Below are 23,009 nucleotides of genomic sequence, written 5' to 3'. Positions count from 1 at the left end.
GTGGTGTGGGGTGTGGGGGGCGCGGCGACCCACATCGCCGGGGGGGGGGGGGCCCCCCCCCACCTACCCGTGCCGGCGTGGTCGCGGGGGGGGGGGGGGGGGGGGGGCCGCCGGGGGCCCCCCCCCCCCGCCGCCGTTTTCCGGTCAGTGACCGTGCGGGCGGTACTCGCGGGGCGCCGGGGGCAGCGCCGGGGGGAAGTGGCCCCTGTGGTGGCCGGCGGTGTGGTGGGGGTGGCCGTGGAACGGCTGGCGGGCGACGGGTTCCCAGTGGCCGGCGCCCGGCATGTGGCCGGTGGTCGTACGGCCCCAGATGCTCCGCATCGCCTCGGCGCTCATCCCTTCCTCGCCCGTACGGTCGCCCGGCAGCGCCCGGAAGGAGCGGCGGTACTCGGCGTACAGCGAGTCGTAGATCGGCGTGGCCGAGACGGGGGCGGCGTGGGAGGCCGCCATGGTGGCCGTGGTCGCGTCGTGCGACGGGCGCATGCCGGGGATCTGGTAGGGATACGGGACGCGGGAGGAGGGGTCGTATGGGTGCACGTCTGTGCCAACGACCCGGATGCTCCCTGGATGCGGCCTCTGCGGAGAATCGGCTGATCGGCAGGGGGTACGGACGGCCGGCGGTCGCGCGCCCCCCTGCACCGGAAACCGGACGGCCGCCCCGCGCCGCTCGGGTGAGCGCGGCGCGGAGCGGCCGGGACGGCCGGGCGGCCCCTTAGGGAGGACCGCCGTGACGGCGGCCTGTCAGGTGCCCGCCAGCGGCATCGCAGCGGCGACCAGCTTGCCCTCGCCGGCGGCCTTCTCCATCGCCTGGCGCATCAGGTCCTCGCGCGGCTGGTGGCCGACGGCGCCCACCGGGGCCGCGTACACCAGGACGGTCCGCGCCTTGCCGGCGGCGGCGCGCCAGCCGTCCGAGACGGGCAGCGGCTGGTGCGCCTGCCACCAGGAATTCGACTGGCCGCCGTCGGCGCCCGGCTGGAGGATGGCGTGCAGCTGCCCGGCGGCCAGCAGCACCGACCAGCCCGGGTTGGGCCCGGGCAGTACGGCCATGTCCGCCACCGGCGCGAAGCCGTGCTCCAGGAGCAGGGGCAGGAACGCGTCGCCCGGCTCGGTGGAGCCGGGGCGGGCGATGGGCCCGGCGGGCTCGACGACCAGTGCGGGGCGCAGCTCGCCCTCGACCAGGACCAGGCCGCAGGTGACACCGAGTGTCGCCTGCCGGTGCTCTCCCGGGAGGGCGGCGAACGGGGCGGCGGGCGGCGGCGCGGCGGCCTCGGCGCCGCCGCCGTCCTCGCCGGTGATGGAGCGCACCGCGCCCTGGAGCTGCTCCTCGGAGACCGGGACGACCTGCGAGGGGATGCACGACGCGTGGGCGAAGGCGAGCACCGCGGTCTCCTCGCCGACGAACAGGACGGTGCTGGTGCGCTCCTGGTCGCTGTCGCCGGGCGTGCGGCAGGAGGTGCAGTCGTAGTTGCCGGGGGCGTTGCCACCGGCCAGCAGGCGGTCGGCTTCTTCGTCACCGATCTCGGCGCGAACGTCGTCACTGACGTCGAGCATGCGCGGCACGGATGGCTCCTCGATCGTTGCGCGGGCAGCCGGCGGGTCCCCGGCTCGTACCAGGACAACGGGCGATCTGTGGCAGGAGTCACGCGCGGCCGGGTACGGAATCGAACCGTTCGAAGCGCAGCGTGAGAAGCGGACCGGAACTGCTCACTCCATGCCAACGCGTGCGACGGGCACGGAAGTTGAACCGGTGAGGTGGGTCACAGATCGCCGAGGGGGGTGGTTGAAAAATGCGGAAATCAGGGAATCAAGTGGGTGGCCGAAAATGGCTGATACCTCCGGTAACGTCCAACTGGCCAGGCCGGACACCGCCTTGGTTGATAACAGGGCGTAAGCGTCCCTACATTCTCCGGCCGTGTGCACCGAGCACCGCCCGGGGACGCCCGCCGTCCGCACCGACCGCCGGCCCGCACGCGGGCCGGTCCGCCGCGCAAGGCACGGCACGAGAGCCGAGTCGCGTGGCACCGGATGCACCGTACGCAGCACCACCGAGCACGACCGGCACCACCCCGCGGCGGGCGGGGTGCCGCGCTCCGCGGGCGCAAGACGCGTCCGCGACGTGGCACCAGGGGGACCCCCGGGGCCGTGGAGAGGGATTCCATGCCTTTTTCGAAGGGCGTCATACGCCGCGACATCGCCGCGCTCGCCGGGGCGGCCCTGGTGGCCCCGCTCGCGCTGGTGGCCGCCACCGCCGGACCGGCGCAGGCGGCGGACGGCGGAGTGTGGGACCGCATCGCCCGCTGCGAGAGCAGCGGCAACTGGCACATCAACACCGGCAACGGCTTCTCGGGCGGCCTGCAGTTCACCCACAGCACCTGGCGCGCCTACGGCGGCACGGCCTACGCGCCGACGGCCGCCGGGGCCAGCAGGTCCCAGCAGATCGCCGTGGCCACCCGGGTCCAGGCGTCGCAGGGCTGGGGCGCCTGGCCCACCTGCGCCGCCCGCGCGGGCGCGTACGGAAGCGCGCCCAAGGCGCCGAAGGCGTACCGGTCCGGCCAGAGTGACGGCCGGCAGCACGCACGGAAGGACGTGCGCAGGGACGTGGGCGCCAAGGCCCGCAAGAACACGCGCGGTACCGGAGGCCACAGCGACCGCGGCAGGGCCCGCGCGGGCACCGGCGGGTACACGGTGCGGCAGGGCGACACGCTCAGCCGGATCGCCGCCGCGCACGGCGTCGGCTGGCGCCAGCTGTACGCCGCGAACCAGGCCGTCATCGGCGGTGACCCGGACCTGATCGTCCCGGGGCAGCGGCTCTCGGTCTGACCGCACCACGGCGCGTCCGCGCCGGACGCCCCGCCCGGTGTACGCCGACCGGGTGGGGCGTGACCCCGGACGGGTGCGCCGGACTGCGATGCGTGCATATCAGAACATAACGTGACCCGATGTCCCCTATCTTTCGGGCGTCCCAGCTGAAACGCCCCGCGAAGACCGGCCGCCGGCGAGCGGCGTTCCTGGCCGTGCTCCCGGCTGTGCTCCTGCTGTGCGTGCCCTGCGGCGCGCGGGCGGACAGCGCGTACCGCGGCTCCCCGTCCCAGGGCGGCTGCTCCTCGCGAGGGCTGTGGAACTGCATCGCCGAGTGCGAGAGCGGCGGCGACTGGCAGAAGAACACCGGCAACGACTACTACGGCGGGCTGCAGTTCCGGCAGTCGACCTGGAAGGCGCACGGCGGCCTGGCCTACGCGCCGCGCGCCGACCTCGCCACCCGCAAGGAGCAGATCGCCGTCGCCAAGCGGGTGCTGCGCCGCCAGGGCTGGTCGGCCTGGCCGCACTGCGCCAAGCGGTACGGGCTCGCCGGGCGGCACCGCGCGCTGCCCGGCGCGTCACCGCCCGGACGGTGACGCGGGGCCGGCCCCCGCGAAGCGGGCGGACTCCGCCGGTTCGCCGCTGAAGGCGACGGCGCCGCGCCGCAGGACGTACGCGACGGTGGCGGCCCGGCACAGGGCCGGCGGCAGCGCCTGCTCGGCGACGAGGACGGTGCGCCCCGCGGCCGCGAGGTCGCCCAGCAGCCCGTGCGTACGCGCCGCGACGGCCGGCGACATCCCTTGCGTCGGCTCGTCGAGGAGCAGCAGCCGGGCGGCGCCCACCAGGGCGCGGGCCACGGCGAGCATCCGCTGCTCGCCGCCGGAGAGCGTGCCGGCGCGGCGGCCCAGCAGAGCGCGCAGCTGCGGGTAGGCGTCCAGCGCCGGGCCGGGGGTGCCGTCCGGCGCGGCGAGTTCGAGCTGCTCGCCCACGGAGAGCGAACCGAACACCGCGCCGCGGTCGGCGACCAGGGCCAGGCCGCGGCGCGCGCGGGCGTGCGCGGGGACGCGGGTGACGTCCGTACCGCCCCACACGACGCGCCCGGAGGAGAGCGGCACGGTCCCCGCCAGCGCGCGCAGCACCGTGGTGCGGCCGGAACCGTTGCGCCCGAGGAGCACCGTGAGGTGCGCGCCCGGCACCGCCAGGTCGACGCCGTGCAGGGCTTCCAGCGAGCCGTACCGGACACGGGCCGCGCACAGGGCGGCCTCGACGCTCATGCGTCCGGCTCCGCCAGGACGCGGCCCGCGGGGCCGTGGCTGACGATCCGGCCCGCCGCCATCGCGTGGACCGTGTCGGCCAGCCCGGCGACGAGGTCGAGGTCGTGTTCGACGATGAGCAGGGCCGTGCCGTCGGCGGCCAGGGCGCGCAGCACGTCCGCGAGCGCGGCCACCTCGGCGCTGTCCAGGCCCGCCGCCGGCTCGTCCAGGAGGAGGATGCGCGGCCGGCCCGCGAGGGCGCGGGCCAGCTCGACGCGGCGCAGGGTGCCGGTGCCCAGCCCGGCGACGGGCGCCGAGGCGAGCGGCCCGCCGAGACAGAGCAGCTCCAGCGCCCGGCCGGTGGCGGCCGCCGGGTCCGGTACGCCGCTCTGCTCGGCGCCGACCCGGACGTTCTCGGCCACGGTCATCCCCTCGAACACGGCGAGTTGCTGGAAGGTCCTGGCCAGCCCGAGGCGGGCGCGGGCGTGCGGGGAGCGGCGGGTGATGTCCGCGCCGTCGAGCAGCACCTGCCCCGCCGCGGGGCGCAGCGTGCCGCACAGGCAGTGGAACAGGGTGCTCTTGCCCGCGCCGTTGGGGCCGACGAGCGCGGTGATCCGGCCCGGTGGTACTTCCAGGTCGACGCCGTCCAAGGCGGTGAAGCCGTCGTAGCGGGCGCGGATGCGGCGGGCGGTCAGGCGGCCGGAGGCGGTGCGGGGAGCGGGAGCCGGGGGAGAGGGCCGGCGCGTGGGGGCCCGCGTGGGGGCGGCTTGGAGCGCGGCACGGGTGTCAGGCGTACGGGACTCCGGCGCGCGCGCCGGTGCCAGTCGCTCGCGTACCCGCGCGCCCAACGGGGTCAGCCGCGGCTCCGGAGCGGCGAACAGCCGGGCGGCGGCGCCCCGCAGCGCCTCGTACGGGCCCTGCGGCAGCCGGCCGGAGAGCACGGCGAGCACGCCGATCACCGCGGCGGCCGCGCCGCCCGCGGTCCCCGAGTCCAGGCCCACCAGCAGCGCCGCCGCGGCCGGCGCCCCCAGCAGGCTGTCGGCGCCGAGGACGAGCACGGCCGCGAACCACAGCAGGCCGCGTACCGGGTCGTAGGACGCCGGGTCGAAGGTGCGCAGCGCCATGCCGAGCATCCCGCCGCCCAGCGCGGCCAGCGCGGCGCCCACCGCGAAGGCCCCCAGCTTGAGCGCCGGGACGGGGACGCCGGCGGCGGCGGCGCCCGGCTCGTGGTCGCGCATCGCGGCCAGCGCGCGCCCGGTATGGCCTCGACGCAGCGCCGCCACGCCGAGCAGGGCGAGGGCGAGCAGCGCCAGTTCGAGGACGTAGTACGCGTGGTCGGCGGCGAAACCGGCCGGGCGGTCGAGGGTGAGCCCCGCGGTGGCGTACGGCTGCGCGAAGACGAAGCGGCTGACGGCGACGCCGAAGGCGAGGGTGGCCAGGGCCGTGGCGAGCCCGTGCCGGCGGAGCGCGGGCCAGCCGGTGAGCAGGCCGAGCGGAGCGGTCAGCAGCACGGCCAGCAGCAGGGCGGGCAGCCCGGGGACGGCGGGCAGGCCGGGGAAGCGGCCGGTCGTGAGCAGCGCGGTGAACAGGGCGCCGAGCCCGGCGTAGGCGGCCTGCCCCAGGGAGATCTGGCCGCCGCGCCCGGTGACGACCACCAGCGAGAGCAGCACCACGGTGAGCGCCGGTACCTGTACGGCGACGCGCAGGTCGCCGCCCGCGAAGCCGAGGGGCAGCAGGAAGAAGATGCCGCAGACCAGCCAGGCGCGGCCGTGGCGGTCGGGCAGCGGGCCGGTGCGGAGCGGGGTGCCGGCGCGGCCGGCCGCGTCCGCCAGGGCAGGGGGGAGGCCGCGCAGGGCCAGGGCGGCGGCCAGCAGCGCCACGACGAACAGGTTGGCGCCGACGGCCTGGACGAGGGGCTCCAGACTGCCGCCCGGGTGCAGCCGGGTGAGCTGGCTCTGCGCCACCCCGATCCCCAGCGCGACGGCCACCGCCACCGGCAGGCTGCGCAGCCCGGCCGCCACCGCGACCGCCATCACCTCCATCACCAGCAGCGGCAGACCGTACGGGTCCAGGCGCAGCAGCGGGGCCAGCAGGACGCCCGTCAGCCCGGCCGTGAAGGAGCCGAAGGCCCAGCCGGCGGCGGCGACCCGGTCGGCGTCGATGCCGCTGAGGACGGCCAGCGGCCGGTTGTCGACGACGGCGCGCAGCTCGCGCCCGAAGCGGGTCCAGCGGGTGACGGCGGCGACCCCGGCGGCCAGCGCGACGGCCGTGCCGAGCTGAACCCAGGGGTCGGCGGGCAGCAGCGCGGGCGCGTCCGCGCGCGCCCCCGGCCCCCACAGCAGGCCCGCGGCGCCGACCAGGAGGACGAACACGCCGAGGGAGGCGACCAGGGTGCGGGCCGGGCCCGCACCGTGCACGGACAGCGGGCGGAAGACGGCGCGGTCCAGCGCGAGCCCGATGCCGGGCGCGACGAGGAGGAGGGTGACGGCGGCGGCGAGGGGCAGCGGCCAGTTCCAGCCGACCGCCAGCTGCCGCAGGACGTAGGCGCACACCATGGCGACGGCGCCGTGCGCGAAGTTCAGCACGCCGGTGGCCCGGTAGGTGACGATCAGCCCGATCCCGGTGAGCGCGGCGGCGCTGCCCACCGCGAGGCCCGCCAGGGTGAGGTCGTACGAGAGCGAGCTCACCGCCGTGCGCCGGGGCGGCCGGCGCCCGGCTCGCAGACGGGGCAGGGCGTCAGTTCCGCGTCGTCCGGAACGCCTTCCGGCGGCCCGCCGGCGGGCCTGGCGTCCGGGCGGCCCGCCACGAGCGGGCAACCGGGCCGGTGCAGCAACGTTCCGCCGGGTACGGCGAGCGGCGGGCCCGCGTCCGTCTCCACCGCCCCTGCGGACCCCGGCGCCGCTGCGGACCCGGCCGCCGTCCCCTCGGCCCCGTACGTGACCAGCAGCCCGTACAGCTCCTCGACGCGCGCCGCCGCCAGGCCCGTATCACCCCGCGCCACCAGCACCGCACCCGCGACGATCAGCGCGGCGCCCGGGATGGAACAGGAGGCCAGGAAGGGGATCTGGCGCTCGGCGAACCGCTCGCCCGAGACGCCGTACCAGCCGACCGCGCACAACACCGCCCCGCCCGCCAGCGCCGCCCAGCCGCCCCACGGCGCCAGGCGCGCCCCGAACCGTGTTCGCGCGTTGCGCATCACGCCCCCTCGCGGCTTTCGGCGAATAGCTGCACTATGCCCTGTGGGAACAGCACCTCAGAAGGCTTGTGCCAGACCGGCTCAGGGCGGTCGCGACGACAGGCGGTGGTGTGGATGGCAGTCCGCGTAAGGTCAGCGCGGCGGGTTCCGGCGCTGGTGGCGGCGGTGTTACTGGTGGCGGCAGGCGCCGCGGGGTGCGGTGACGCCGACGACGGCGGGCAGTCGGCGCCCGGCGGCGCCGCGTCGTCCCCGGGCGGCGGTACGAGTCCGCCGGCGAGCGGAGCCGCGTCGTCCGGCGGCGTTCCGTCCGATCCGGCCGCCGCCGAGCGGCAGATCAAGGAGAACTGGCGGAAGTTCTTCGATCCGAAGCTCTCCAACGCCGAGAAGGCCAAGTACCTGCAGAACGGCGAGGACCTCCAGCTGCTGCTGGAGGCGTTCAACGGGGACCAGCGCGGCAAGCAGGTCTCGGCGGAGGTGACCGCCGTGCGGTTCACCTCCGCGACGGAGGCGGACGTGACGTACAGCCTCAGCCTCAAGAGCGCCACCGCGCTGCCGAACGCCAAGGGGGTCTCGGTCTACCAGGACAAGACGTGGAAGGTGTCCCTCAAGACCCTGTGCGCGCTGGTGGGCATGAGCGGGAATGTGGACGCGCCGGGCTGCTGAGGCGGCCGGTGGCGCGGTGGCAGCGCTGCTGCTCGCGCTGACGTCGGCCTGCGGCAGCAGGCTCCCGGAGAGCGACTTCGAACACCGCGGGACCGCGCCCGCCACGGGCTCCGGGCGCGAGCCGATCGTCGTCGGCGTCATCACCAGTACGACGAGCCCGGTGGGCGGCGAGGCGTTCACCGGGCCGCGGGACGGCGCGCTGGCGTACTTCGCGGCGGTCAACGCCGAGGGCGGCGTCAACGGCCGGCCGGTGCGGGCCGTCACCTGCGACGACGGGGGCAGCGGCGTCGGCAACGACGCGTGCGTGCGCAAACTCCTCACCGAGGACAAGGTCTTCGCGCTGGTCGCGACCACCGCACTGGACTACGCGGGGGCGCCCAGGGTCTCCGCCGCCGGCGTCCCCGACATCGGGGGACAGCCGGTCGGCGCCGCGTACGACACGTATCCGCACCTCTACGGGATCTACGGCAGCCAGGCGCCGCGGGACGGCAAGGCACCGGGCTGGGGCGGGAAGCTGTACGGCGGCACGGAGGTCTACCGCTACTTCAAGCGCGCCCAGCGGGCCCGCAGCGCCGCCGTCGTCTCCTACAACCAGGCGGCGTCCGCCGCGTACGCCCGGCTGATCGTGCGCGGCCTGGAGGCCGAGGGGTACGACGTGACCACCGAGCAGGTCGACTTCGCGCTGCCCAACTTCCCCGCGGTCGCGGCGGGGCTGCGCGACCGGGGCGCCGACCTGGTCTTCGACGCGATGGACACGCACGGCAACGCGCAGCTGTGCGAGGCGATGGACGCGGCGGGGGTCCGGCCGACCGCGAAGGTCACGAACGTCCAGAACTGGTCGGACACGGTCGCCGAGGACTACAAGGACTCGCCGGGCTGCCGCAACGCCCTGTGGGCCACCGGGGCCAGCCGCAACTACGACGATCCGGGCAGCGGTCCGGGCGGCGCGGCGGTACGGGAGTTCCGGGCGGGGATGGCCCGGCACGCCGGGGACGGGCCGCTGTCCCAGTGGCAGCTGGAGGGCTGGGCGGCGGCGATGTGGTTCACCGACGCCGCGCGCTCCTGCGGGGACCGGCTCACGCGCGCGTGCGTGGAGCGCTTCGTCGGCCAGGGCGCGCCGTACACCGCCCGTGGCCTGCTGCTCCCGGCCTCGTACCGGCCGCGTGCCGAGCCGCCCGCCACCGACCGCACCTGCCTGTCGGTCGCCCGCTGGCGGGACGAGGCGCGCGGCGGCAAGGGCGGCTGGGTCACCCAGGGCACCATGGACACCAACTGTTTCACCGTGCCGCAGCTTCCGTACCGGCCGTGAGGCGCCGCGTGCCGGGCGGCCGAGCCGGTGGCCGCACGCCTCGTGACGGGAGGGCCCGGGGCGGCATAGCTTGTGGCGATACAGCACGGAACGGAACTGACGAACAAAGATCCGGGAAAGTTCCGCGATGTTGCTACCGATGTCCTAACTCTTTCGGAACAAGTTGGCCAAACGCCTCAACCCGGAACCACGGCCCGAGGTCTAACCGTTCAGCAGACGGACGACCGAACGCGTCCGCGGGGCGGCCAAGGAACACGGGGACGGGATACCGGAACGGATGCACATCTCATTCCTGACGCATGTCCGCGGCATGGGGGAGACGACCCGGACGACGTACAACCCGGCCCCGGGGCGCGGGGCGTACGCAACCAAGGACGCGGCGCGAGCCGCTGTGAGAGGGGTGCGGACGGTATGAACGCGTCGACGCAACTGCCCGCGACGGGCGCCGGGACGGCCGCCGACCCCGGCAGCCGCCCGGCGGACGGAGCCGCGCAGCCGCTGCGCGCGGACTGCATAGCCGACTCCGCCGGCGGGCTCACCTTCGACATCACCGCCCCGCGGGGCAGCAGCACGGTCTGGAGCGCGGCGCTCGTGCTGCGCCCGCGCGACGGCGGCGAGGAGACCCGGCTGCCGCTCGGCCCGAACGGGACCGGACGGCTGCGCGCCGTGCTGCCCAGCACCGTCGCCCTCCCCGAGGGCCGCTGGAACGCCTACGCCGACCTCGGCGACGGCCGGGAGCCGCAGCGGCTGCTGCCCGGCGTCCACGACCTGCGCTCACTGGTGGACCGCCGGCCGCTGGCCGGCATCGGGCGGCTCGGCGTGCGCATCCCGTACACGACCGGCTCCGGCCGTCTCGCGCTGCGCAGCTGGCTGCGCGGACCGCACGCCGAGGCCGGTGACATCCTCGTCGACGCCGGCGGCATGACCGTGGTCGGCCGGCTGTACGGCGCCGCGCTCGGGCCGGGCGCCCGCGCCGAGGCCCGGCTCCGCCGCGGCGCGCCGGAAGCGGACGGTACGGCCGTGCCCGGCGCGACGGCGGGCCCGGCCATCACCGTCCCGCTCACCGGCGAGGGCCCCGGCTTCTCCTTCACGCTGCCCTACACGCAGCTGGCCGAACGCTGGGAGCGGGGCGGCGAGCACTGGGAGCTGTGGCTGCGCGCGGACGAGGGCGCCGAGCCGGTCCGTATCGCCCGGCTGCTCGACGACGTGCCGGAGAAGGAGGAGGTCTTCGTCTATCCGGCGCTGCCCGTCGGCTGCGTGGCGGGCCGGCTGCGCATCGGCCCGTACTACACGTCCGACAACGACCTGACGATCCGGGTCACGGACGGCCCGCCGGACACGGAAACGGCCGGCCGGTGACCGTACCGCCGTACGGCGCATAACACCGCGCACCCGGGGCACTCGGAGCAGCGGAGGTGCGAAACACATGGTTCCTGTTCTCTTGGTCCTGCTTCTCGCGCTGATCCTCTTCGGCGCGGGGTTTGCGCTCAAGGCACTGTGGTGGATCGCCGTCGCGGTGCTCGTCGTATGGCTGCTCGGATTCCTGTTCCGCTCCACGAGCGCGGGAGGCGGCCGTACCCGCTGGTACAGGTGGTAGACCGCGGACCGTAGCGGTCCGCTCTTCCCTCCGCAGGCACACGGCCCCCGGCACCGCCGGGGGCCGTCGACTTACCACCGAGCACTCACCGGGCGCGGTCGACCGGCGGTTCGGTCCGCACGATCTCGGGGTGGTGCAGGTCGAAGGCGGGTGACTCCGAGCGGATGCGGGGGATGGTCAGGAAGTTGTGGCGCGGCGGGGGGCAGGAGGTCGCCCACTCCAGGGAACGGCCGTAGCCCCAGGGGTCCTCCACCTCGACCTTCGTGCCGTACTTCGCCGTCTTCCAGACGTTGTAGAGGAACGGCAGCGTGGACAGGCCGAGCAGGAAGGCGCCGATGGACGACAGCGTGTTCAGCGTGGTGAAGCCGTCCGCCGCCAGGTAGTCGGGGATCCGCCGCGGCATGCCTTCCACCCCCAGCCAGTGCTGCACGAGGAACGTGGTGTGGAAGCCGGTGAAGAGCGTCCAGAAGTGCAGCTTGCCGAGCCGTTCGTCGAGCATCTTGCCGGTGAACTTCGGCCACCAGAAGTAGAAGCCGGCGAACATCGCGAAGACGACCGTGCCGAAGACGACGTAGTGGAAGTGGGCGACGACGAAGTACGTGTCGGTGACGTGGAAGTCCAGCGGCGGCGAGGCCAGGATCACGCCCGTCAGCCCGCCGAACAGGAAGCTCACCAGGAATCCGACGGCCCACAGCATGGGCGTCTCGAAGGACAGCGAGCCGTGCCACATCGTGCCGATCCAGTTGAAGAACTTCACGCCCGTCGGCACCGCGATCAGGAACGACATGAACGAGAAGAACGGCAGCAGCACCGCCCCCGTCGCGAACATGTGGTGCGCCCACACCACCACCGACAGCCCGGTGATCGCCATCGTCGCGCCGATCAGCATCACGTATCCGAAGATCGGCTTGCGGGAGAAGACCGGGATGACCTCCGTGATGATGCCGAAGAACGGCAGCGCGATGATGTAGACCTCGGGGTGCCCGAAGAACCAGAACAGGTGCTGCCACAGCAGCGACCCGCCCCACTGCCCCTCGAAGACCACCGAGCCGAAGCGCCGGTCCGCCTCCAGCACCAGCAGCGAGGCCGCCAGCACCGGGAAGGCGAGCAGCACGAGGATCGAGGTGAACAGCACGTTCCAGGTGAAGACCGGCATCCGGAACATCGTCATGCCCGGCGCGCGCATCCCGATGATGGTGGTGAGGAAGTTGACCGAGCCGAGGATGGTGCCGAAGCCGGAGAGCGCCAGCCCCATGATCCACATGTCGGCGCCGATGCCGGGGGAGCGGACCATCGAGCTGAGCGGCGCGTACGCGGTCCAGCCGAACGCCGCGCCGCCCGTCGACACCAGCAGACTGCCCAGCACGATCAGGCCGCCGAAGAGGAACAGCCAGTACGAGAGCATGTTCAGCCGCGGGAAGGCCACGTCGGGCGAGCCGATCTGCAGCGGCATGATCTCGTTGGCGAAACCCGCGAAGGCCGGGGTGGCGAACAGCAGCAGCATGATCGTGCCGTGCATCGTGAACGCCTGGTTGAACTCCTCGTTCGTCATGATCTGTAACCCGGGGCGGGCCAGCTCCGCCCGCATCAGCAGCGCCAGCAGGCCGCCGACCAGGAAGAAGCCGAAGGCGGTGACCAGATAGAGATGGCCGATCTTCTTGTGGTCGGTGGTCGTCAGCCAGTCCACCACCACCGCGCCGGGCCGCCGCGCCCGCACCGGCCCCGGGCTCGCCTCCACGGTCTCCGTACCCATCTGCGCCACCTCGTTCACCAAGAAACCACCGGTGGGCCGCCGGCTCACCGGTAAGGGACGTGCTCGGGCTCACGCCATGATGGCCGCCCGGCCCGCATCACGCGAGAGGGCGTGCGCAGCCCGGCCGGATCATTGCGGCACCCCGCGGGGTGCGCCGCGGTGTTCACTCCCGGGGCAGCAGCGGGCCCAACGGCCCCAGGTCGAGATTGAGTTCGTCCTTCCCGATGCCGTACCGCTCGCACAGCTCGCCCATCCGGCGCTCCAGCAGCATCAGCGTCAGGCCGATCCGCTCCTCCTGGTCCTCGGACAGATCGCCCTGGTCGACGCGGCGCAGCGCCTGCCGCTCCATGAGCTGGTGCAGCAGCTCCACCACGGTCAGCACCAGCCGCACCAGGTCCCGCTCCACGGTGTCCTCGTCCAGCTCGACGCGCCGGGTCATCCCGCCACCTCCTCGCAGTTCTCCGATGTCACGACCCCGGCTCCTCGAAGGGCGAGGGAATGTTGGCGTTCACCGAGCTGATCAGCGCCCGCAGGTCGATCCGTACGAGATCCACCTCCGCGATCCGCAGGGTGAGGTCGCCCGCGATGACCGCGCCGCCAGCCAGCAGCCGGTCCAGCAGGTCGACGAGGGCGATCTGCCGTTCGGCCAGGGGATTGTCCGAGACCGGTCCTGCCGCCGGGTAGGTCATACGGCGCCTCCGTCCGCGGCGGTGGGCTGCGGTGGCTGCGCGAAGGAGTAGGGGGCCCACGGCCCGGTCAGCTCGATCCGCACGCCGGGACTGCGGTCGGCCAGCTCGCCGACCAGCCCCGCGAACGCCCCCGCCTGCTCGCGCGGGATCAGGTAGGCGCCGTTGAGCACGTTGCGTCCGCTGACCCCGGACAGCCGGGCGTCCTGCGGGCGGTGCAGCCGGCTGCGCTCCGCGAACTCCTCCAGCGCCTCGTGGGCGGCGCGGGCCAGCTCGTCGGCGCGCCGCTGGGACTGCTCCCGGGCCTGCCGGTGGGCGAGCCGCCGGCGCAGGAAGTCACGGCCCGAGCCGTCGGCCGGCGCCTGGCGGGCGGAGCCGTTCGCGGGCACGGCCGGCTTGGCGGTGCCGGCGTCGTCGACGTACGCCTTCACGCCCCACTCCACCCGGCCTTCCAGGCTCACCAGCGTGCTCAGGAACTCCTCGGCGCGCTGCGCGAGCACCTGCCGGACACCGCGCTCGTCACGGTGCACGGTCACCAGGCGCAGCGGCAGCACGCAGAAGTGCGCGGCGGCGGTGTCCACCACACTGCGGTGCGCGCGGGCGGTGCGCTCCAGCCACGCCATGTCCTCCAGGTGCGCGCGCAGCGCCTCCTCCTCGAAGTCGGCGGCGGGCACCCGGGAGACCAGGGCGGCGAGGGCGCCCTCCGTGACGGTCTCCACGGGGGCGTCCGCGACGCCGAGCAGCCCGTCCTGCGGCCGGCTGCCGGCCCGGGCGACGGCGTAGGTGTACAGCAACTCGTCGCCTTGGGTACTCAATTGATCTCCTCTCGCGGCTCCTGCTCCTCCAGGGCGGCGATCCGCTCGCGCAGCCGCTCGTTCTCCCTGGCCAGTTCGCGGCGCCGGGCACCGGAGGACAGCGACGGGTCGTCGCGCCACCAGTCGATGCCCATCTCCTCCGCCCGCTCGACCGAGGCCACGATCAACCGGAGCTTGATCGTGAGCAGTTCGATGTCGAGCAGGTTGATGCGGATGTCACCGGCGATCACCACGCCCTTGTCCAGGACGCGTTCGAGGATGTCGGCGAGGTTGGCGCCGCCGTTGGAGGAGCCGTAGGGGGAGGGAACCTGGGAACTCATCGGGCCGGCTCCGGCTCCGGCTCGTACTCGGCGTCCTCCTCGTCCGCCGGCTCCTCCTCGTAGTCGTCAGCGGCCTCGTCCTCGTCCGTGGCCTCGTCGTCGTCCTCGTCCGCGGCTTCGTCCTCGTCGTCGTACGCGCCGTCGGCGTCGGAACCGGCCTCTTCGTCTTCCGCTTCCTCGTCCGCTTCCTCGTCCTCGTACGCGTCCTCGGCGTCCGGCTCCTCGTCGGCGCCTTCGGTGCCGCGCCGCTCCCCGGACTCCTCCCGCTCCTCGCGTTCGACGGCCTCGTCGTGGCCGACGACGACCTCGCCGTCGCGGATCTCGCCGCGCCACTCGCCGGTCGCCTCGCCGCGCATCATCACGAAGCGGCGGAAGTGCTTGAGGTCGAGCCGCGCGCGGCGGCCCTGCGCACGCCAGATGTTGCCGGTCTTCTCGAACAGGCCCTTCGGGTAGTACTCGATGACGAGCAGCACCCGGGTGAGGTTCGCGGCCAGCTCGTGGAAGGTGACCACGCCCTTGAGGGTGCCCTTGGCGCCCTCGGAGGTCCACGCGATCCGCTCGTCGGGGACCTGTTCGGTGGTGTGCGCCTTCCAGCTGCGGGTCGACCAGAAGACCTTGGCGCGCCAGTTGGAGTCGGTGTCGTCCGCGGACTCCACCCCCTGCACCCCCTTGGTGAAGGTGCTGAACTCCTGGAACTGCGTCCACTGGTTGTACGCCTCGCGGACCGGCACGCCCACGTCGACGTCCTCGCTGATCGTCACGTACTTGCCCTGGCCGCCGCCGCCCTTGCGCTTGCCGGTGAGCTTCCCGAAGGCGCCCTTGACGGTGTTCTTGGCGGTGTCCTTGACCGCGCCCTTGAGCGTGTCCTTGATGACCGGGCCCACCAGCCCTTCGCTGCGGCCCTCGGCCACGTCCGTGAGCCGGGTGGTGGCCTCGCCGAGCCGCTTCCCGGTGGCGACCAGCAGGCGCTGTGCCTGGGCCGCGGCGAACGAGGCGGCCTCCTCCTTGAGGCGGTCGACGGCCGGGTTGCCCGCCACGCTCTCCTTGACGGCGGCCACGGGACCGCCGGACTTCGAGTCAGCCACGGTCCTCACCGCCCGTCCGGCGCGCGGTGGCGCGGGCCGTCTTCTTCGCTGCCGAGGCGCTCTTCGCGGCGGTCTTCTTCGGGGCGGCGGACGCCTGCTTGGCGGGCCGCTTGCGCCGTTCCCGCGCGTCCCCGGTGCCGGATTCGGCGCCGGACTTGGCGCTGGACTTGGCGGATGCCTTCGAGCGCGCGCTCTGCTTCTTGGCGGCGCCCCGCCCGTCTCCCGAGGACTCCGAGGGCTCCTCCTCCGCCTCCTTGCCGCCGCGCCCGGACGCACCCGCGTCCAGCTGGTCGCGCACGTTCAGCGTCCGTTTGTGCAGGCTGTCCGCCAGGGAGTCGAGGCGCTTGGTGACCAGCGCGCCGGTCGCCGCCTTGCCCACGCCCTTGAGGTCGCCGCGCAACTGCTCGCGCAACTCCTTGAGCTGCGGATTCGCGGCTATCTGGTCGTTGACCAGAGAGAGGAGTTGCTGCGGGCTGAGGTTCAGGCGCTTGCCCAGGACCATGCTGCCGATACCGATGGCGAGCTTGGCCTTTTTCGTACGGCCGAGCAGATAGCCTCCGGCGACGGCCAGCACCAGTGCCGGCCGGTTCTTCATATCGGGGATCTCCTCAATGTCTGTGCGGTGGTTGACACGGGCCCGGCGGGCCGGGCGGCGGTTACGCCCCGGACTGCTGCTGCCGCTGCCGCAGTTCCTCCAGCCGGTCCAGCAGTTCGTCCTCGCGCCGGTCGAACTCCGCCTCGTCGATCCGCCCGGCGTCCAGCTGGTCCGCCAGCTCCCGCAGTTCCCGCTGGACCGCGGCCGGGTCGTAGTACTGCCGCTCGGCCTCGGTGAGGACCTGCCGCAGCACCCAGCCGGTCCCGCGCACGGGAGCGGCCGGAAGCAGCAGCAGTTCCTTGATCAGGCCCACCGGTCACTCCGCGGCGGCGGACTGCAGGGGGCGCACGAAGCTGTACGGCGGCAGCGGCCCGTTGACGAGCAGCTCCAGGTGCGGGTTCTCGGTGCCGAGCCGGTCGGCGGCCTCCAGGAACGCGGCCGCGTCCTCGCGCCGCATCAAGAAGGACAGGTTGACCAGCCAGCCGGAGCCCTCGGGCCCGGGGCAGGACTGTTCCGACCTGGGCGTGAGCGCCGTCTCGACGGTGTGCGCGTCGGCGACCTCGCGGGCCCGCACGGCGTTGGCGACCAGCTCGCCGAGGCGCAGCTTCTCCTGGTACGCGCCGCCGCCGGATGCCTGGTTGGCCTCGTTGAGGGCCCGGATCTCGGGCTCCTCGGTGAGCACCCGGCGCAGGACCTCCTCCTCGCGGTGGGCCGCCTTCACGTTGTACTCGACCCGCCCGTTGAGGTCGTCCAGCTGCGCCTTGTAGTGCTCGGCGTGCTCGGCCAGCACCTCGTGGACCGCCTCGTCGCTGTCCGACAGCGAGCCGAAACGCAGCGGCAGCACCGCGCCGACCGCGCCGGCCTCGGTCAGCACGTGCTGGTGGGCGAGCAGGTCACGGCGCTTGGGCCGGAGCTTGTCGGGGCAGTCGCTGACGACCGCCGCCAGCTCGCCCTCGCGGACGACGCGGACCGGGCGCGGCGGGTCGCCGATGCCCAGCAGCTCGTGCTCGGGCGCCGGGTGGTCGGCGCGGGCGATGCCGTAGACGTACGTGCTCACTCGTTCTCCTCCTTCTTACGGGAGGCGGCGCGCCGGGGCCGGCGCTGCGGCTCGCCCTCGCTCTCTGCCTTGTCCCGCCCCTGTCCGATCGCGTCGGCGAAGGTCTCGGCCGCGCCCGACAGGGCGCCCTTGGACTTGCCCTTGGCGCCGGACTCGGTGACCTGGCCGACGACGTCGGGCAGGCCGGGGCTCTTGTTGGCGCCGGTCTCCAGGTCCAGGCGGTTGCAGGCCTCGGCGAAGCGCAGGTAGGTGTCGACGCTGGCCACCACGACCCGGACGTCGATCTTCAGGATCTCGATGCCGACCAGTGAGACGCGGACGAACGCGTCGATCACCAGGCCGCGGTCGAGGATCAGCTCCAGTACGTCGTAGAGGCCACTGGTGCCGCCCCCGCCCCCGGACTGCTGTTGTGCCGGGACAACGGTCATGTCTGTGGTCTTCCTCTCGCGCGCTCGTAGCGGCTGACGCGCCGGTAGCCCGTGAGCATGCCGTCGGGGTCGAGAGTCACCTCGTACAACGCCATGAGGCTCATCGTCTCGGGCACCCGGGCGAGCTCCAGCACCTCGGTCTCCAGGACCCAGCCGTCCTCGGTCTTCTCGAACCGGGACACCGTCTCGGGGTTCAGACCGGTCAGCTCGGCGAGCTGTTCCCGGGCCGAACGCAGGAGTTCGGGTGCACTGGGGCCGGCGGACGCCGCTCGGTGGTTGCTGCTTCTGTCCGGTGTGTTCGCTGTGTTGTCTCCCATGGGCTCCTCGGCAACAGCGAGTACCGCGCGGCGGGGCGCTCAAACCCGCCGACCGGGCCCGATGCGTGCGAAATATGCGCGGACGGCGTGCCGTCGGCCAATTCCCCGGCGTCGAATACCGGCAATTCGGTGTACGGAATTGGCTGCTGACGGTGAATTGATTACCGGCCGCCTCGCGCCCGCCCGGCGGCCTCCGGAGGGCCCCGATCAAGGGGAAATTCAGCCGACCTGGATTCCCACCCGGTTGGGGCAGTGGCGGGCTCGTACGGGTGAAGGGAGTTACGGCAAACACGTACCGCCGCGCTGTGACAGAAGTGTGACCAATGGCGGACCGGACGGGTACCGCAGTGTGGCATCCCGGCCCTTCCACCGCCTTCCCGGTACGCCTACGGTGGCTGCCATGGCACCGGTACCGAAGTCCCCGTACGAACCCGACGACGACCCCGAGACCTATGTCGGGCTGGCTCAGGAGGCGGCCGAGGAACGCGCCCGCGCACGCGGCTGGACCACGGTCCGCTCCCTCGCCCCGGGCACGATCATCACCATGGAGTACCTGGGGGGCCGGCTGAACTTCGAGGTCGAGGACGGCGTCGTGACCCGCACCTGGAAGGGCTGATCCGCGGCCGTGTGACGGCCCGTGAGCGCGGAGCGCAGCAGACGGCCCCGGCCGCTCCTGGTGGAGCGCCGGGGCCGTCCGCCGCGGGGAGAAGGCTGTGCGTACCGTCCCCGCATGCCGGGCCGGAGGTCAGCTGCCCCCGGTGCGCCCGCGGGCCGGGGCCGGGGCCAGCGGCCCGGTGCGCGGCGCGCGGTCGGCGTGCGGCGGCCGGCGGCTGCCGGTCGGGGTGACCGGGGTGCGCTCCGAGCGGGCCGTGTGCGGCCGCGGCGGGTGGTGCGGGCGGCCCTCCGGGGTGCGGGCGGCACCGCCGGAGCGGTTGGTGCCGGCGACCACCGCCTCCGGCACCAGGACCTCGTCCTCGGGTGCGGGCCGCTGCGCGGACAGTCCGGCGTGGGCGTTCGCCGGCGCGGGTACGGGGGTGAGCAGGCGGCCGGCCCGCAGCCGCAGCCACAGGGCCGTCAGCCGGGCGTCGGCCCACTCCATCGCGGGCTCGAACCAGGGCAGCGCCAGCAGCACGAGCAGTCCGGCGGCCCAGCCCAGCAGCACATCGCTGACCCAGTGGGTACCGAGGTAGACGGTGGTCATGCCGACGCCGAGGGCGCCGAGCGCTGCGATCACGGACAGTGCCCGGCGGCGCAGCGGCGTGGTCGCCAGGTAGGCCAGTACGCCCCAGGTGACGACGGCGTTCGCGGTGTGGCCCGAAGGAAATATATCGCCGCCGAGCCACATCTCGTTGGCGCCGATGGTGGTCGCGTAGTGCGGGCCGAGCCGGCCCATGCCCAGCTTGGCGGCGCCCGCGGTGATGTTGAGCAGCAGCAGCGAGGTGCCGAGCACCAGCAGCGGGTGGAGGTTCTTCGTCCGCCAGCAGCGCCAGCCCAGCCAGGCCGCCACGGCGACCGCGGTGGGGCCGCGCTGGCCCAGGACCACGAAGTAGTCGAGGAAGGCGTGGATCTCCGGCCACTGCTTGTACGGCCTGAAGAGCATGGCCTGCCAGTCGAAGGTGACCAGCCATGTGGAGGCGAGCACACCGGCCACGATCGCCACGTACACCGCCAGCGTGCCCCCGAACAGCCACCAGCGTGTCCGGGTCATGCGTGGTGGGGGGCGGTCGGCCGGGTGCTCCTCCATCTGGTCGAGCTTGTCATCGGTACGCACTCAATCGACGTTACCGCGTGTGATGTCGGTGCCTGGTCAAACTGTGAGCTTTGTAATGACGATGTGATGTGCAATGTGTCTCAATCGGGACTTTGGTCAGTGGTTTTCGGAAGGAATTCGCCGACGGCCGGCTAATGGTCGCCGCGGCCGCCGGAAGCGGTCCGTAGCCGGTCCTTCCAAATTCGCCGGAAGAGTTTATCGCCGATTCGTGCGGCTGTCGCGGCCCGTTTCCCTCGGCGGGTGTTTCGGAGCGGAATATTCCGTTCACGGCGGGCCCGAACCGTTCAGCCAGACCGCCCCGTACACCGCGGAGCCCGCGGCGGCCAGGCCCGTCACCGTCCAGGCCCATGCCGGACGCCACCGCGCCAGCCCGGCGGCGAGTGGCAGCAGCAGCGGAAACGCCGGCAGCATCAGCCGCGGCTTGGAGCCGAAGTACCCCTTGGCGGTCAGCGCCAGCAGCAGGACGGCACCGCTGTAGACGAGCAGCGGAAGCGGCTGTCCGCGGCGCGCGCCCAGTACGTACAGCCAGACCACCAGCGCGACACCGGCCAGCAACCCCAGACCGGCCGGGAACCCGAGGTCCCACAGGAACGAGGCGAAGGCGGCGCCCCCGTCGAAGCCGTTGCCCCAGCCGCCCTGAATGTCCAGGTACGCGGTGAGACTGCCCTCCCGGGCGCCCACCCACAGGAAGTACCCGCACCAGCCCAGGGGCGCCAGCAGCACGCCGAGCAGCATCCGCCGGTGCCGGGCCGGGCGCGGTCCGCCGTCCGGCGCGCGGTCCCGCCACAGCGTCACCGCCGCGGTGATCCACACGGCCGCCACCACCGCGGCCCCCACCGGCCGGGTCAGCCCCGCCAGCGACGCCAGCACGCCCGCGCACACCCACCGCCCGGTCAGCACGCCGTACACGCCCCACGCCGCGAGCGCGGTGAACAGCGACTCCGAATACGCCATCGACTGCACGATCCCGACCGGCAGCGCCGCCCACAGCGCGGCGAGCGCGACCCCGGCCCGCGGCCCGTGCAGCCGCTCGCCGGCCAGGTACAGCGCCCAGGCGGCGGCGAGCGACGCCAGCCAGGACACCACCATCCCGGCGTCCGCGGCCGACAGCGGCGACAGCGCGGACAGCGCGCGTTCCAGCCACGGAAGCAGCGGGAAAAAGGCCAGATTCGAGTGCACGTCCCCGTTGGCCAGCTGGACGCTGTAGCCGTAGCCCTGCTCCGCGACGCGGGTGTACCAGAGCGAGTCCCAGCGGGCGGCGAGCAGCGTGTGCCAGTCCTTGCCGTGCGCGGCGGACCACGCGGCCAGCACGAGGACGCCCAGGACCCGGATCGCGGCGAACGCCAGCAGCGCCGGGGCCGCCCGGCGCAGTGCGGCCGGCGCCCGGCGCCCCGGCGCCGGCCGCCGTACCGCTGCGGTGGTGGCAAGATCGTTCATCAGGCCGATTATCCAGTGGCCGGAGTCCGGCGCCCGCCAGCGGGTATGGGAACCGCCAAGCCCTGCGATGCGCGTCTCATCGTGAGGTGAGCCACGCGTCACGTCACGCGACTCGCGTAGTCTGACGTCTCAACTCGCCCGTGCCGCCGGTTCCGCCGGGGCGTTTTTCGCGCCCTGATCCGCGGCAGCGAGAGCATGACAGGAGGTACGCGAATGTCCGGGACGACCACGTCCGGCAGCGAGCGGACGGCGGGTGTTCCCCGGCATGGAGGCGGCGGCGCAGGCCGCTGGACCGTTCTGGTCGTGCTCTGCGTCAGCCTGCTGTTCGTCGCGCTGGACACCACCATCCTGTACGTGGCGGTGCCCTCGGTCACCGAGGACCTGCGCCCCGGGCCGGTGGAACTGCTGTGGATCGTGGACATCTACCCGCTGATCGCGGCGTCGCTGCTCATCCTGTTCGGCACCCTCGGCGACCGGGTGGGCCGCCGCCGCATCCTGCTCCTGGGGTACGGCCTGTTCGGCGCGGCCTCGGCCGCCGCCGCGCTGGCGCCCAACCCGCAGACGCTGATGATCGCCCGCGCGCTGCTCGGCATCGGCGGCGCGATGATCATGCCGGCGACGCTGTCGATCCTGCGCCAGGTCTTCCCCGACCGGCGCGAACGGGCGGTCGCGATCGGCGTGTGGAGCGCGGTGGCCGCCGTCGGCGCCGCCGTCGGCCCGGTCCTCGGCGGCTTCCTCGTCGAGAACTTCTGGTGGGGCTCGGTCTTCCTCATCAACATCCCGATGATGGCGGTCATGGCCCTGATAGGCCGCTGGCTGCTGCCGGAGTCCCGCGGCGAGCGCAACGGGCCCTGGGACACCGTCGGCGCCGTCGTCGCGGCGCTCGGCGTGCTCGGCGTCGTCCTCGGCGTCAAGCGCCTGGGCAGCGGCGAGGCACTGATCGGCCCGACCACGCTGGGTTCCATCCTCGTCGGCACCCTGCTGCTCGTCGTCTTCGTACGGCGCCAGCGCAAGCGGGAGCACCCGCTGATCGACATGCGGCTGTTCGCCCGCCCGGCCTTCGGCACGTCCGTCGGCTGCATCGTGCTGGCGATGCTCGCCCTCGTCGGGCTCCAGCTGATAGCCGTCCAGTACCTCCAGCTCGTGCTGGGCCTGAGCCCCCTGGAGACCGGCCTGCGGATGCTGCCGCTGGTCTTCGCCGCGATGGCCGCCGGGCTGGCCGGCTCGAAGGTCCTCCAGGCCGTCGGGCCGCGGGTGATGGTCTCGCTGGGCTTCGTGCTCACCGCGGCCGCCGTGCTCTGCCTGACCGCGATGGACGAGACGGACCGCCCCTGGCTGCTCGTCCTCGGCTTCGTGCTGCTCGGCTTCGGCTTCCAGAGCACGCTCTTCGGCGCCTACGAATCGATGCTCAGCGAGGCCCCGGCGGAGCAGGCGGGCGGCGCCGCGGCCATCGGCGAGACCTCCTACCAGCTCGGCGCCGGCATCGGCGTCGCGCTCCTCGGCAGCGTCATGAACGCCGCGTACGCGCCGGGGCTGACCCATGTGGACGGCGTCCCCGCCCAGGCGTCCGCCTCGGCGGCGCACTCCCTGGGGGAGGCGTACAAGGTCGCCTCCTCGCTCGGCGGCTCGGCCAAGGACGTACTGCGGGACGTGGCGCAGGGCGCCTTCGTGCACGGGCTGCACGTCACGCTCGTCGCCAGCGCCCTGTTGCTGCTGGTCGGCGCGGCGATCGCGCTGCGGCTGCCGCGCAAGGCCGCGGACGCGGGGGACCGCACCGACGACGACGCGCGCTGCGACACGGCACCGGCGTCCGCGAACTCGGGCAGGTGACCGGGGCCGGGGGGTGACCTGCGGCGGGGGCCCTTGCCGCCGCGCCGCGGCCCGCCGTACCGTCGGACGCGATAACTACCGCCGCTAGTTTTCGTGCG

Annotated in this window: 26 protein-coding genes; 8 read left to right on the top strand and 18 right to left on the bottom strand. The window is 73.7% G+C overall.

Annotated elements, in window-relative coordinates:
- Positions 1–144: 144 nt before the first annotated feature.
- Together ACH4K4_RS16710 and ACH4K4_RS16705 are read right to left on the bottom strand one after the other, a co-directional pair.
- The gene (locus tag ACH4K4_RS16710) at positions 145–537 is read right to left on the bottom strand and encodes a hypothetical protein (RefSeq protein WP_398167933.1); all 393 of its coding nucleotides are present in this window, start codon (positions 535–537) and stop codon (positions 145–147) included.
- A 204-nt stretch (positions 538–741) separates the two neighbouring features.
- Complete coding sequence (locus ACH4K4_RS16705) at positions 742–1,560, bottom strand: hypothetical protein (protein ID WP_398167931.1); 819 nt, start codon at positions 1,558–1,560, stop codon at positions 742–744.
- 597 nt (positions 1,561–2,157) lie between these two features.
- On the opposite strand from ACH4K4_RS16705, the gene ACH4K4_RS16700 reads away from it, so the two are divergent.
- Both ACH4K4_RS16700 and ACH4K4_RS16695 read left to right on the top strand, forming a co-directional pair.
- Positions 2,158–2,820, top strand: coding sequence for a transglycosylase family protein (locus ACH4K4_RS16700; RefSeq protein WP_398167928.1), 663 nt, complete (start codon positions 2,158–2,160; stop codon positions 2,818–2,820).
- A 119-nt stretch (positions 2,821–2,939) separates the two neighbouring features.
- Positions 2,940–3,395, top strand: a complete 456-nt coding sequence (locus ACH4K4_RS16695; RefSeq protein ID WP_398167927.1) for a transglycosylase family protein — start codon at positions 2,940–2,942, stop codon at positions 3,393–3,395.
- Here the strand turns inward: ACH4K4_RS16695 and ACH4K4_RS16690 are convergent.
- The 3 genes from ACH4K4_RS16690 to ACH4K4_RS16680 are packed head-to-tail and all read right to left on the bottom strand — an operon-like array spanning position 3,378 to position 7,248.
- The gene (locus ACH4K4_RS16690; RefSeq protein WP_398167926.1) at positions 3,378–4,073 is read right to left on the bottom strand and encodes an ATP-binding cassette domain-containing protein; all 696 of its coding nucleotides are present in this window, start codon (positions 4,071–4,073) and stop codon (positions 3,378–3,380) included. The genes ACH4K4_RS16695 and ACH4K4_RS16690 overlap by 18 nt on opposite strands.
- Positions 4,070–6,739: an ATP-binding cassette domain-containing protein gene (locus tag ACH4K4_RS16685; protein ID WP_398167924.1), complete on the bottom strand. Its 2,670-nt coding sequence runs from the start codon at positions 6,737–6,739 to the stop codon at positions 4,070–4,072. Before ACH4K4_RS16685 ends, ACH4K4_RS16690 begins: the two co-directional genes overlap by 4 nt.
- Positions 6,736–7,248: a hypothetical protein gene (locus tag ACH4K4_RS16680; protein WP_398167923.1), complete on the bottom strand. Its 513-nt coding sequence runs from the start codon at positions 7,246–7,248 to the stop codon at positions 6,736–6,738. The genes ACH4K4_RS16685 and ACH4K4_RS16680 overlap by 4 nt, the downstream gene beginning before the upstream one ends.
- A 114-nt stretch (positions 7,249–7,362) precedes the next feature.
- Between ACH4K4_RS16680 and ACH4K4_RS16675 the strand changes: the two genes are divergently transcribed.
- The 4 genes from ACH4K4_RS16675 to ACH4K4_RS16660 all read left to right on the top strand — a co-directional run bounded on the left by ACH4K4_RS16675 (position 7,363) and on the right by ACH4K4_RS16660 (position 10,817).
- A complete protein-coding gene (locus tag ACH4K4_RS16675) occupies positions 7,363–7,911 on the top strand; it encodes a hypothetical protein (RefSeq protein WP_398167922.1) in 549 nt (182 codons plus the stop codon).
- Positions 7,889–9,220, top strand: coding sequence for an ABC transporter substrate-binding protein (locus ACH4K4_RS16670; protein ID WP_398167920.1), 1,332 nt, complete (start codon positions 7,889–7,891; stop codon positions 9,218–9,220). Before ACH4K4_RS16675 ends, ACH4K4_RS16670 begins: the two co-directional genes overlap by 23 nt.
- A 411-nt stretch (positions 9,221–9,631) precedes the next feature.
- Positions 9,632–10,579, top strand: a complete 948-nt coding sequence (locus ACH4K4_RS16665) for a hypothetical protein (protein WP_398167919.1) — start codon at positions 9,632–9,634, stop codon at positions 10,577–10,579.
- A gap of 67 nt (positions 10,580–10,646) precedes the next feature.
- Complete coding sequence (locus ACH4K4_RS16660; RefSeq protein WP_360136636.1) at positions 10,647–10,817, top strand: hydrophobic protein; 171 nt, start codon at positions 10,647–10,649, stop codon at positions 10,815–10,817.
- 85 nt (positions 10,818–10,902) lie between these two features.
- On the opposite strand, the gene ctaD is transcribed toward ACH4K4_RS16660, so the two are convergent.
- The 11 genes from ctaD to ACH4K4_RS16605 all read right to left on the bottom strand — a co-directional run bounded on the left by ctaD (position 10,903) and on the right by ACH4K4_RS16605 (position 17,873).
- Complete coding sequence (gene ctaD / locus ACH4K4_RS16655) at positions 10,903–12,570, bottom strand: cytochrome c oxidase subunit I (protein ID WP_398167917.1); 1,668 nt, start codon at positions 12,568–12,570, stop codon at positions 10,903–10,905.
- 163 nt (positions 12,571–12,733) lie between these two features.
- Positions 12,734–13,009 (bottom strand): gas vesicle protein K, encoded by a 276-nt coding sequence (locus ACH4K4_RS16650; RefSeq protein WP_030671485.1) that lies wholly within the window; start codon positions 13,007–13,009, stop codon positions 12,734–12,736.
- 28 nt (positions 13,010–13,037) lie between these two features.
- Entirely contained in the window at positions 13,038–13,259 is a 222-nt protein-coding gene (locus ACH4K4_RS16645; protein WP_398167915.1) for a gas vesicle protein, read from the bottom strand.
- Entirely contained in the window at positions 13,256–14,071 is an 816-nt protein-coding gene (locus ACH4K4_RS16640; RefSeq protein ID WP_398167914.1) for a GvpL/GvpF family gas vesicle protein, read from the bottom strand. Before ACH4K4_RS16640 ends, ACH4K4_RS16645 begins: the two co-directional genes overlap by 4 nt.
- Positions 14,068–14,391, bottom strand: a complete 324-nt coding sequence (locus ACH4K4_RS16635; protein WP_360136640.1) for a gas vesicle protein — start codon at positions 14,389–14,391, stop codon at positions 14,068–14,070. Before ACH4K4_RS16635 ends, ACH4K4_RS16640 begins: the two co-directional genes overlap by 4 nt.
- Complete coding sequence (locus ACH4K4_RS16630; RefSeq protein WP_398167912.1) at positions 14,388–15,476, bottom strand: SRPBCC family protein; 1,089 nt, start codon at positions 15,474–15,476, stop codon at positions 14,388–14,390. Before ACH4K4_RS16630 ends, ACH4K4_RS16635 begins: the two co-directional genes overlap by 4 nt.
- The gene (locus ACH4K4_RS16625; protein WP_398167911.1) at positions 15,469–16,071 is read right to left on the bottom strand and encodes a DNA primase; all 603 of its coding nucleotides are present in this window, start codon (positions 16,069–16,071) and stop codon (positions 15,469–15,471) included. The genes ACH4K4_RS16630 and ACH4K4_RS16625 overlap by 8 nt, the downstream gene beginning before the upstream one ends.
- Before the next feature lie 61 nt (positions 16,072–16,132).
- Complete coding sequence (locus tag ACH4K4_RS16620; RefSeq protein WP_398167909.1) at positions 16,133–16,384, bottom strand: gas vesicle protein GvpG; 252 nt, start codon at positions 16,382–16,384, stop codon at positions 16,133–16,135.
- 3 nt (positions 16,385–16,387) lie between these two features.
- Positions 16,388–17,128: a GvpL/GvpF family gas vesicle protein gene (locus tag ACH4K4_RS16615; protein WP_398167907.1), complete on the bottom strand. Its 741-nt coding sequence runs from the start codon at positions 17,126–17,128 to the stop codon at positions 16,388–16,390.
- A complete protein-coding gene (locus ACH4K4_RS16610) occupies positions 17,125–17,556 on the bottom strand; it encodes a gas vesicle structural protein GvpA (RefSeq protein ID WP_398167906.1) in 432 nt (143 codons plus the stop codon). The genes ACH4K4_RS16615 and ACH4K4_RS16610 overlap by 4 nt, the downstream gene beginning before the upstream one ends.
- The gene (locus ACH4K4_RS16605; RefSeq protein ID WP_398167905.1) at positions 17,553–17,873 is read right to left on the bottom strand and encodes a gas vesicle protein; all 321 of its coding nucleotides are present in this window, start codon (positions 17,871–17,873) and stop codon (positions 17,553–17,555) included. Before ACH4K4_RS16605 ends, ACH4K4_RS16610 begins: the two co-directional genes overlap by 4 nt.
- Positions 17,874–18,273: 400 nt before the next feature.
- Here ACH4K4_RS16605 and ACH4K4_RS16600 point away from each other — a divergent pair, with 400 nt between their 5' ends.
- Positions 18,274–18,489: an I78 family peptidase inhibitor gene (locus ACH4K4_RS16600; RefSeq protein WP_398167903.1), complete on the top strand. Its 216-nt coding sequence runs from the start codon at positions 18,274–18,276 to the stop codon at positions 18,487–18,489.
- A gap of 129 nt (positions 18,490–18,618) precedes the next feature.
- On the opposite strand, the gene ACH4K4_RS16595 is transcribed toward ACH4K4_RS16600, so the two are convergent.
- Together ACH4K4_RS16595 and ACH4K4_RS16590 are read right to left on the bottom strand one after the other, a co-directional pair.
- Positions 18,619–19,644 carry a phosphatase PAP2 family protein gene (locus tag ACH4K4_RS16595; protein ID WP_398167902.1) on the bottom strand — a complete coding sequence of 342 codons (1,026 nt, stop codon included), beginning with the start codon at positions 19,642–19,644 and terminating at the stop codon, positions 18,619–18,621.
- Positions 19,645–19,908: 264 nt separating this feature from the next.
- Positions 19,909–21,081 (bottom strand): hypothetical protein, encoded by a 1,173-nt coding sequence (locus ACH4K4_RS16590; protein WP_398167901.1) that lies wholly within the window; start codon positions 21,079–21,081, stop codon positions 19,909–19,911.
- Positions 21,082–21,294: 213 nt separating this feature from the next.
- Here ACH4K4_RS16590 and ACH4K4_RS16585 point away from each other — a divergent pair, with 213 nt between their 5' ends.
- Positions 21,295–22,911, top strand: a complete 1,617-nt coding sequence (locus tag ACH4K4_RS16585; RefSeq protein WP_398167899.1) for an MFS transporter — start codon at positions 21,295–21,297, stop codon at positions 22,909–22,911.
- The last annotated feature ends 98 nt before the right edge of the window (positions 22,912–23,009 follow it).

Source organism: Streptomyces sp. NPDC017529, from assembly GCF_044329785.1.
Classification (GTDB): domain Bacteria; phylum Actinomycetota; class Actinomycetes; order Streptomycetales; family Streptomycetaceae; genus Streptomyces.
Note: the sequence above shows the minus strand (reverse complement) of the source record. Positions and strands in the feature narration are given on the sequence as shown.

Bases quoted from the DNA above. Each gene is read 5' to 3' on its own strand.
- ACH4K4_RS16700 (WP_398167928.1), top strand. From the start codon at position 2,158: ATGCCTTTTTCGAAGGGCGTCATACGCCGCGACATCGCCGCGCTCGCC.
- ACH4K4_RS16695 (WP_398167927.1), top strand. From the start codon at position 2,940: ATGTCCCCTATCTTTCGGGCGTCCCAGCTGAAACGCCCCGCGAAGACC.
- ACH4K4_RS16690 (WP_398167926.1), bottom strand. From the start codon at position 4,073: ATGAGCGTCGAGGCCGCCCTGTGCGCGGCCCGTGTCCGGTACGGCTCG.
- ACH4K4_RS16680 (WP_398167923.1), bottom strand. From the start codon at position 7,248: ATGCGCAACGCGCGAACACGGTTCGGGGCGCGCCTGGCGCCGTGGGGC.
- ACH4K4_RS16675 (WP_398167922.1), top strand. From the start codon at position 7,363: ATGGCAGTCCGCGTAAGGTCAGCGCGGCGGGTTCCGGCGCTGGTGGCG.
- ACH4K4_RS16670 (WP_398167920.1), top strand. From the start codon at position 7,889: ATGTGGACGCGCCGGGCTGCTGAGGCGGCCGGTGGCGCGGTGGCAGCG.
- ACH4K4_RS16665 (WP_398167919.1), top strand. From the start codon at position 9,632: ATGAACGCGTCGACGCAACTGCCCGCGACGGGCGCCGGGACGGCCGCC.
- ACH4K4_RS16660 (WP_360136636.1), top strand. From the start codon at position 10,647: ATGGTTCCTGTTCTCTTGGTCCTGCTTCTCGCGCTGATCCTCTTCGGC.
- ctaD (WP_398167917.1), bottom strand. From the start codon at position 12,570: ATGGGTACGGAGACCGTGGAGGCGAGCCCGGGGCCGGTGCGGGCGCGG.
- ACH4K4_RS16650 (WP_030671485.1), bottom strand. From the start codon at position 13,009: ATGACCCGGCGCGTCGAGCTGGACGAGGACACCGTGGAGCGGGACCTG.
- ACH4K4_RS16645 (WP_398167915.1), bottom strand. From the start codon at position 13,259: ATGACCTACCCGGCGGCAGGACCGGTCTCGGACAATCCCCTGGCCGAA.
- ACH4K4_RS16635 (WP_360136640.1), bottom strand. From the start codon at position 14,391: ATGAGTTCCCAGGTTCCCTCCCCCTACGGCTCCTCCAACGGCGGCGCC.
- ACH4K4_RS16625 (WP_398167911.1), bottom strand. From the start codon at position 16,071: ATGAAGAACCGGCCGGCACTGGTGCTGGCCGTCGCCGGAGGCTATCTG.
- ACH4K4_RS16610 (WP_398167906.1), bottom strand. From the start codon at position 17,556: ATGACCGTTGTCCCGGCACAACAGCAGTCCGGGGGCGGGGGCGGCACC.
- ACH4K4_RS16605 (WP_398167905.1), bottom strand. From the start codon at position 17,873: ATGGGAGACAACACAGCGAACACACCGGACAGAAGCAGCAACCACCGA.
- ACH4K4_RS16600 (WP_398167903.1), top strand. From the start codon at position 18,274: ATGGCACCGGTACCGAAGTCCCCGTACGAACCCGACGACGACCCCGAG.
- ACH4K4_RS16590 (WP_398167901.1), bottom strand. From the start codon at position 21,081: ATGAACGATCTTGCCACCACCGCAGCGGTACGGCGGCCGGCGCCGGGG.
- ACH4K4_RS16585 (WP_398167899.1), top strand. From the start codon at position 21,295: ATGTCCGGGACGACCACGTCCGGCAGCGAGCGGACGGCGGGTGTTCCC.